Annotated in this window: 7 protein-coding genes; all 7 read left to right on the plus strand. The window is 45.6% G+C overall.

Annotated features, from left to right (window positions below):
* The first annotated feature begins 14 nt into the window (after positions 1 to 14).
* The 7 genes from GKG43_RS18485 to GKG43_RS18515 all read left to right on the plus strand — a co-directional run bounded on the left by GKG43_RS18485 (position 15) and on the right by GKG43_RS18515 (position 7,643).
* Positions 15 to 1,016, plus strand: coding sequence for a sugar phosphate isomerase/epimerase family protein (locus tag GKG43_RS18485; protein ID WP_050642372.1), 1,002 nt, complete (start codon positions 15 to 17; stop codon positions 1,014 to 1,016).
* 215 nt (positions 1,017 to 1,231) lie between these two features.
* Positions 1,232 to 1,879, plus strand: a complete 648-nt coding sequence (deoC, locus tag GKG43_RS18490; protein WP_050642794.1) for a deoxyribose-phosphate aldolase — start codon at positions 1,232 to 1,234, stop codon at positions 1,877 to 1,879.
* 1 nt (position 1,880) lies between these two features.
* A complete protein-coding gene (locus GKG43_RS18495; RefSeq protein WP_055155260.1) occupies positions 1,881 to 2,765 on the plus strand; it encodes a metallophosphoesterase in 885 nt (294 codons plus the stop codon).
* A gap of 69 nt (positions 2,766 to 2,834) precedes the next feature.
* Positions 2,835 to 3,578, plus strand: a complete 744-nt coding sequence (locus GKG43_RS18500) for a segregation/condensation protein A (protein WP_050642370.1) — start codon at positions 2,835 to 2,837, stop codon at positions 3,576 to 3,578.
* A 17-nt stretch (positions 3,579 to 3,595) separates the two neighbouring features.
* Positions 3,596 to 4,165: an SMC-Scp complex subunit ScpB gene (gene scpB, locus GKG43_RS18505; RefSeq protein ID WP_050642793.1), complete on the plus strand. Its 570-nt coding sequence runs from the start codon at positions 3,596 to 3,598 to the stop codon at positions 4,163 to 4,165.
* A 123-nt stretch (positions 4,166 to 4,288) separates the two neighbouring features.
* Positions 4,289 to 5,563 (plus strand): D-alanyl-D-alanine carboxypeptidase family protein, encoded by a 1,275-nt coding sequence (locus GKG43_RS18510; RefSeq protein WP_055155259.1) that lies wholly within the window; start codon positions 4,289 to 4,291, stop codon positions 5,561 to 5,563.
* Between the two features lie 91 nt (positions 5,564 to 5,654).
* Positions 5,655 to 7,643 carry a 2-isopropylmalate synthase gene (locus GKG43_RS18515; RefSeq protein WP_050642368.1) on the plus strand — a complete coding sequence of 663 codons (1,989 nt, stop codon included), beginning with the start codon at positions 5,655 to 5,657 and terminating at the stop codon, positions 7,641 to 7,643.
* Positions 7,644 to 7,808: the final 165 nt, after the last annotated feature.

Here is a 7,808-nt window from a genome sequence, read left to right on the forward strand (position 1 = left end):
GGGAGAAAGAGACGATGTCAAGACCAGTAACACTTTTCACGGGACAGTGGGCAGACCTGCCATTGGAGGAAATGTGCAGTACTGCTTCTAAAATGGGATATGAGGGGTTAGAGATCGCAACATGGGGACAGCTGAATGTAAGAAAAGCGGCTGAGAATAAAGAATATGTAAAAGAAATCCTGGGTGTGCTGCAAAAATACAACTTAGGCTGTTGGGCAATCGGCGCTCATCTGACCGGGCAGTGTGTCGGAGATGCCTTAACATATGCCTACGATCCAAGGCTGGATGGGTTCGCACCATCCGAACTGGCAGGAAAGCCAGAGGAAATTCAGAAGTGGGCTGTTGAAGAGATGAAGTATACAGCAAAAGCAGCCAGGAATATGGGGGTAGAGGTAGTAACGTGCTTTATGGGATCACCAATTTGGAAAATGTGGTATTCTTTCCCGCAGACGACGGAAGAGCAGGTGGAAGAAGCATATCAGACGATGAAAAGACTGTGGACTCCGATTCTGGATGTATTCGACGAATACAATGTTAAGCTGGCGCTGGAAGTACATCCTACGGAAATAGCATATGATTACTGGAGTACAAAGAAACTTCTGGAAGTATTTGAGTACCGCCCCACAATAGGAATTAATTTTGACCCAAGCCATCTGATTTGGCAGGGAGTAGACCCGGCAGTATTTTTATACGATTTTGCGGATCGTGTATATCATGTCCACATCAAAGACGCAAAGGTGAACCTAAATGGAAGAAATGGAATACTGGGCTCACATATTACATTTGGAGACCAGAGGAGAGGCTGGAACTTTGTATCACCAGGGCACGGGGACGTTGATTTTGATAATATTATCCGGGTTCTCAATCAGAAAAATTACGAGGGACCATTGTCGATAGAATGGGAGGACAGTGGCATGGAACGGGTATTCGGGGGAACCGAGGCCTGTGCATTTACAAAGAAAATTAATTTTTCACCATCCGATGTAGCTTTCGATGATGCTCTGAAAAATGATTAAATAAGAAATTTTTAAAGGAAGCAGGAGTATCTTGCTTCCTTTTTTTATTTTTAGAATAGTAAACGTATTGTATTAATATATTAAAATTAAAACGTAGAATCAAAGAAGGGGCAAAGATCAATAAAAAATTGAATTTACCGATAAAAGATGTTAGGATAGTGTAGATGATAAATGCAATGCCGGCTGTGTATACCGGTATACAATGGAGGAATATTATGGATTTTGCAAAAATGATAGATCACACGATTTTAAAACCGGATGCCACTAAGGAGGATGTGAAAAAGCTCTGTGATGAGGCTGCAGCATACGGATTTCATTCCGTATGTGTAAATTCCAGCTTTGTGTACTATTGCGCTCAGCTGTTAAAAGAAACGGATGTAAAGGTATGCACCGTAGTAGGCTTTCCCCTGGGCGCCATGTCTACAGACGGAAAAGTGGGCGAGACGCTGACTGCAGTATATGACGGGGCGGAGGAAATCGATATGGTGATTCATGTCGGTATGATAAAGAGCGGGAACTGGCAGTACGTGAAGGACGATATAGCCGCTGTTGTTGAGGCTGCTGCAGGGCGTGCCATTGTGAAAGTGATCCTGGAAACATGCCTTCTGACTGACGAGGAAAAGATAAAGGCATGCCAGATCTGCAAGGAGGCCGGAGCCGATTTTGTAAAAACATCTACGGGATTCTCCAAAGGAGGTGCTACTGCGGCGGACGTTGCCCTGATGCGGCAGACAGTGGGGCCGGTTATGGGCGTGAAGGCTTCGGGCGGCATTAGGACAACAGAGAAGGCCAGGGAAATGGTTAAGGCAGGGGCAGACAGGCTCGGAACCAGCTCCGGGATTGCCATTGTAGAAGGCAATTAAGATGTGGAAGGGAATCATTGCGGCGGTTATTCTGGTTTTCCTGTTGTGTCTGGCTGAAGGAAGGCGGGAACTGCGCTTTTTCAAAATTACCAGATATACCCTGAAGGTGCCTGCATTTAAAAAACTGGACAGCGAGAAAAAGATCATTTTATTGGCAGATCTTCATAATAAATCCTACGGAGAGCATAACAGCAGGCTGTTGGATGCAATACGGAAAGAAAAGCCGGATCTGATCCTGATAGCGGGAGATATGCTTGTGGGGAAAGACACCGCCTCTTATCAGGAAGCCCTGGACTTTGTTACCCGGCTTCCTGCAATATGTCCGGTATATTATGGCCCTGGCAACCACGAGCAGAGGCTGAAAGAATACCCGGAAAAGTATGAAAAGAGCGTATACAAAAAGTTCAAAGAAGGACTGGCACTCTCCGGTGTCCATTATCTGGAGAACCAGACAGCGGACATAAAACTGGACAGGCTGCCTGTCCGGGTGAACGGGCTTGAACTGCCGATGCTTACTTATGAGAAATTCAAAAAACACCAAGTGGACGCAGCAGATATCAGACAATGCATTGGAAGGGCGGACCGGGACAAATATCAGATTCTTCTGGCGCATAATCCTGTTTATTATCCTGCATACAGGAAATGGGGGGCGGATCTGACAGTATCGGGGCATCTTCATGGGGGAATCGTGCGCATTCCCGGGCTTGGGGGGGTGATTACTCCTCAGGCGGCGCTATTTCCAAAGTATTCCGGGGAGATGACCGTGGAAGGCAGTCAGGCGATTGCCGTAAGCAAGGGACTTGGAACCCACACGATCAATCTGCGGTTCTGCAATTATGCGGAAGTGGTGGCAATCAGCCTGCTTCCATACAGGGAAACGAAATAAACTTGAGTATTTTGTGCATTTCCCTTATAATAAAATGCAGTGTGAATATCTGCAGCAGGGAGCGTAAGTATGGGAATACCAGTAAAGCTGGAAGTGTTCGAAGGCCCGCTGGACCTTCTGCTTCATTTAATAGATAAGAATAAAATAGATATATACGATATACCGATTGTGGAGATTACAAATCAGTATATGGAATACATCCGGAACATGCAGAAGGAAGACCTCAATGTTATGAGCGAATTCCTTGTAATGGCAGCGACTCTTCTGGATATCAAGTGCAGAATGCTGCTTCCGAAGGAAGTGAACGAGGAGGGGGAGGAAGAAGATCCCCGTGCCGAACTGGTGGAACAGCTGCTTCAATATAAGATGTACAAGTATATGGCATATGAACTGAAAGACCGGCAGCTGGATGCGGATCAGATCCTTTATAAGGTTCCCACAATTCCGGAGGAAGTGATGGGATATGTGGAGCCTGTAGATTTAGATCTTCTTCTGGGAGATCTAACGCTGAAAAAGCTGAACCAGATATTCAAAGACGTCATGAAGCGCCAGGAGGATAAGATAGACCCGGTGAGAAGCAAGTTCGGTACGATCGAGAAGGAGGAAGTTCCTCTTCCCGTTAAGCTGTCCTATGTGGAAGACTATGCCAGGTCACACAGGAGATTCAGTTTCCGGCAGCTTCTGGAAGCGCAGAAGAGCAAGATGCATATTGTGGTAACATTCCTGGCAGTTTTGGAATTGATGAAGCTGGGAACCATTCGGGTAGAACAGGAGGAGACATGCGGGGATATTATGATTGACTCGCTGATTTGAAAGGAATGGAAGAAGATATGGAGATAGAAAAACTGCAGGGCATCATTGAAGCTATCCTCTTTACGATGGGGGAGTCGGTGGAATTGGGAAAAATTGCAGCGGTGATAGAACACGACGAGAATACGACGAGAAAGATCATACATAATATGATGGACCGGTACGAGGAAGACAACAGGGGAATCCGGATTATAGAACTGGAAGATTCTTTCCAGATGTGTACGAAAAAAGAGACCTACGAATATCTGATCAGGATCGCAAAACAGCCCAAACGGTATGTACTGACGGAGGTTCTGCTGGAGACGCTGTCCATTGTCGCATACAAACAGCCTGTCACCAAGCTGGAGATTGAAAAAATAAGGGGCGTGAAGTCGGACCATGCGGTGAATAAGCTGGTGGAGTACGGACTCGTTGAGGAAGTTGGACGTATGGATGCACCCGGAAGGCCGCTTTTGTTTGGGACCACGGAGGAATTCCTGCGGAGGTTCAGCGTCCAGTCGCTGGATGAACTTCCTACAATAAATCCGGAGCAGGTGGAACATTTTAAAGAGGAAGCGGAAGATGAGGCCCAGCTGAAGCTGGATATATAGGAATCAGGAGAAAACAGGTTATTATGCACGGCCTATGGGCTGTATATCTTAACGAAAATAGTTCTATTGGCGCCATGACCCACATAAATACTAATAACATAGTATGTTATGGAGTGCCTGGACATGATAAAAAGGAAAAGACAGGACGGCAAAGCTGTCCATAAGATAAGGAAACGGATCACAGTGTTTATTTTAATCTGCTGTATGGTTTTTTCGGGAACCTGGGGCAGTACAGTTATGGTGGTTCGCGCAGAGTCGGAAGAGCCGGATAATTTATACGCCCAGTCAGCAGTTTTGATGGATGCAGACAGCGGGCGTATTTTATTTTCAAAAAATGGACAACAGGAGAAGGCGATGGCCAGCACAACAAAGATCATGACCTGCATACTGGCTCTGGAATATGGAAAACTGGACAGTGAAATGACAGTGAGCGCATATGCCGCATCCCAGCCAAAGGTTCATCTTGGGGCATATAAAGGGGAAACATTTTATCTCAGGGACCTGCTATATTCGCTCATGCTGGAATCCCACAACGATGCGGCAGTGATCATTGCCGAAAACATTGGAGGCAGTGTGGAAGGGTTTGCGGACATGATGAACGCCAAAGCCAAAGAGCTGGGCTGCGGCAATACATATTTTATTACTCCTAACGGACTGGATGCCGCGGACGAAAACGGAAGCCATCACACTACGGCGGAGGATCTGGCGAGAATCATGAAGTATTGCATCATGGATTCGCCGCAGAAGGAGATGTTTCTGGAGATCACCCGGACACCCTCCTACCAGTTTACCGACTGCTCCGGAAAATCCACGTATTCCTGTACAAACCATAATGCATTCCTGCAGATGATGGACGGCGCGCTGTCGGGGAAAACAGGATTTACGGGAGATGCGGGCTACTGTTATGTGGGATCACTTAGAAGGGATGACCGAACCTTTATCGTGGCCCTGCTTGCATGCGGGTGGCCCAACAATAAAAGCTACAAGTGGGCGGACACAAAGGCTCTGATGAATTATGCGCTGGATAACTATGAATACCGGGACATCTGGCAGGAAATAGACGCGGGAACAGTGAAGGTTGAAAATGGGATCGATAAAGAGCATCCGTTCCAAACAGAGACAGAAGTTCCCCTGGAAGTTGTAGGGGCAGATCCTAAATGGAGGCTGCTACTTAAAACCGACGAGCAGGTAGAAATGAGCTGGGAGAAGGAAGAGATACTGGATGCCCCTGTAGTTAAGGGCCAGAAGGCCGGCGAGGTCGTATATACTTTAAATGGAGAAAAATTAAGATCTTATGATATAACAACGGCTTCAGGAGTACAGGAAAAAACCTTTAAGTGGTATATAAAAACAATTTTTGGTATGTATATGTTAAAAAATATCAATTTAAATGATTAATTTTACCACTGGATAATAGGCAATACTTATGTTAGTATGGATGAAGATAAAAAAAGACAATTAATTTGATAAAATATAAGGAGATGTAACTATGAAAAATTATGAAAAGTACAAAAAAATGTATTTCATGCCGCCTGAACCATGCTATGACTGGGTGAAAAAGGACTCGATTACGGAACCGCCTGCATGGTGCAGCGTGGATTTGAGAGACGGGAACCAGGCGCTGATCGAACCTATGGGCCTGGACGAGAAAATCGAATTTTTTCAGCTTTTATTAGACGTAGGATTCAAGGAAATTGAGGTGGGTTTTCCAGCTGCATCGGAAACTGAATACCAGTTTCTCCGGACAATTATTGAGCAGAATATGATACCGGATGATGTGACGATTCAGGTGCTGACACAGGCGAGAGAACATATTATTAAAAGAACTTTTGAAGCGGTTAAGGGTGCTCCTCACGCCGTAATACATGTATACAATTCCACTTCCGTGGCACAGAGAGAACAAGTATTTAAAAAAGACAAAGAAGAAGTTAAAAAAATTGCGGTCGACGGAGCCAAGTTATTAAAGAAACTGGCAAAAGAGACAGAAGGCAATTTTACTTTCGAATATAGTCCGGAAAGTTTTCCGGGAACAGAAGTTGACTATGCGCTGGACGTGTGCAATGCGGTTCTGGATGTATGGAAGCCTACCAGTAAGACGAAAGCAATCATCAATCTCCCGACAACAGTGGAGAACGCAATGCCTCATGTTTTTGCAAGCCAGGTAGAATATTTCGATAAGCACCTGTTATACCGTGAAAACGTGATTCTTTCTCTTCATCCGCACAATGACAGAGGTTCAGGCGTTAGCGATGCCGAACTGGGAATTCTGGCCGGAGCGGACCGCATCGAGGGAACCTTATTTGGAAACGGAGAGAGAACAGGCAATGTGGATATCATCACCCTTGCAATGAATATGTTTTCACATGGGGTAGATCCAAAACTTGATTTCACGAATATGAGTGACATCTGCGAAATATATGAGCACCTCACAAGGATGAAGGTTTCTCCCCGCCAGCCGTATGCAGGAGAACTGGTATTTACCGCATTCTCCGGATCCCATCAGGATGCTATTGCAAAAGGCATGTCATGGAGAGAAGAAAAACAGTGTGATAAGTGGGATGTTCCGTATCTTCCGATCGACCCCAAAGATGTGGGCAGAAGATACGACTCTGACGTAATCCGCATCAACAGCCAGTCCGGCAAGGGCGGCGTGAACTATATCCTGAAGCAGAGCTTCGGAATCAGCCTTCCGGATAAAATGAAAGAAGAGGTAGGCTATCTGGTAAAAGACGTTTCAGACAAAGCGCACAAAGAGCTGGATCCTGACTGGGTATATCACATATTCGAAGACAATTACATCAATGCAAAATCCATCTTTACAGTGGATGAATGCCATTTTAAACAGGAAGACGGCATTGTGGCAGACGCTGTCATCCACCATTCAGGCAGCAACCGCCGGATCACCGGCGTAGGAAACGGCCGTCTGGACGCAGTAAGCAATGCCATTAAGCACTATTTTGACATCAGCTACGAACTTGCATTTTACGAAGAACATTCCCTGACAAAAGGCTCCTCCTCAAAAGCGGTTGCCTATGTAGGTGTAATTTGCAACAAAAAGAAATATTGGGGTGTAGGAATCGACGCAGATATTATCAAGGCATCCGTGGAAGCGCTTGTCGTTGCAGTTAATAAGATCGAAGAAATCAAGAGCAGCGAATCCAGCAAAGATGAGCGATTATTAGAAATCACCAACTACATTTATGCAAACTACAAAGACGTAACACTGGATGACTTATCAGAGAAATTCTTCCTCTCCAAGCCATACCTCTCCAAATACATTAAAGAAAAATCCGGTATGACATTTGGAGACATTCTGAAAAAAGTAAGAATGAAAAAAGCACGTTCCATGCTGAAAAGCAGCAATACAACCGTAGAAAGCATCGCAGAATCCGTGGGATACCAAAACGTAGAACACTTCAACCGCGTATTCAAAAAAATGTACAACATGACACCCGTACAGTTCAGGAATCGGAAGTAGGGAATGAGCTTGCGAATGAATGGACGGACGCCGCTGGAACCGGACATAGGGATGGCTGGGGACGGAAGCGGACTGTAAGCTGGAGTAAAGGAAAAAAGAAGGAAACCCGGGGCAACCTGGGGACATCACGAGAAGCCCTGATGGCTTCTCGCGCTGGCCCCAGGT

It is taken from the genome of Eubacterium sp. BIOML-A2 (genome assembly GCF_009680135.1).
Lineage (GTDB): Bacteria > Bacillota > Clostridia > Lachnospirales > Lachnospiraceae > Faecalicatena > Faecalicatena contortus_B.

What these genes read in the sequence shown, in the direction of transcription:
- GKG43_RS18500 (WP_050642370.1), top strand. Translation starts at nt 2,835, where the DNA reads ATGGGAATACCAGTAAAGCTGGAAGTGTTCGAAGGCCCGCTGGACCTT.
- GKG43_RS18515 (WP_050642368.1), top strand. Translation starts at nt 5,655, where the DNA reads ATGAAAAATTATGAAAAGTACAAAAAAATGTATTTCATGCCGCCTGAA.
- scpB (WP_050642793.1), top strand. Translation starts at nt 3,596, where the DNA reads ATGGAGATAGAAAAACTGCAGGGCATCATTGAAGCTATCCTCTTTACG.
- GKG43_RS18495 (WP_055155260.1), top strand. Translation starts at nt 1,881, where the DNA reads ATGTGGAAGGGAATCATTGCGGCGGTTATTCTGGTTTTCCTGTTGTGT.
- GKG43_RS18510 (WP_055155259.1), top strand. Translation starts at nt 4,289, where the DNA reads ATGATAAAAAGGAAAAGACAGGACGGCAAAGCTGTCCATAAGATAAGG.
- deoC (WP_050642794.1), top strand. Translation starts at nt 1,232, where the DNA reads ATGGATTTTGCAAAAATGATAGATCACACGATTTTAAAACCGGATGCC.
- GKG43_RS18485 (WP_050642372.1), top strand. Translation starts at nt 15, where the DNA reads ATGTCAAGACCAGTAACACTTTTCACGGGACAGTGGGCAGACCTGCCA.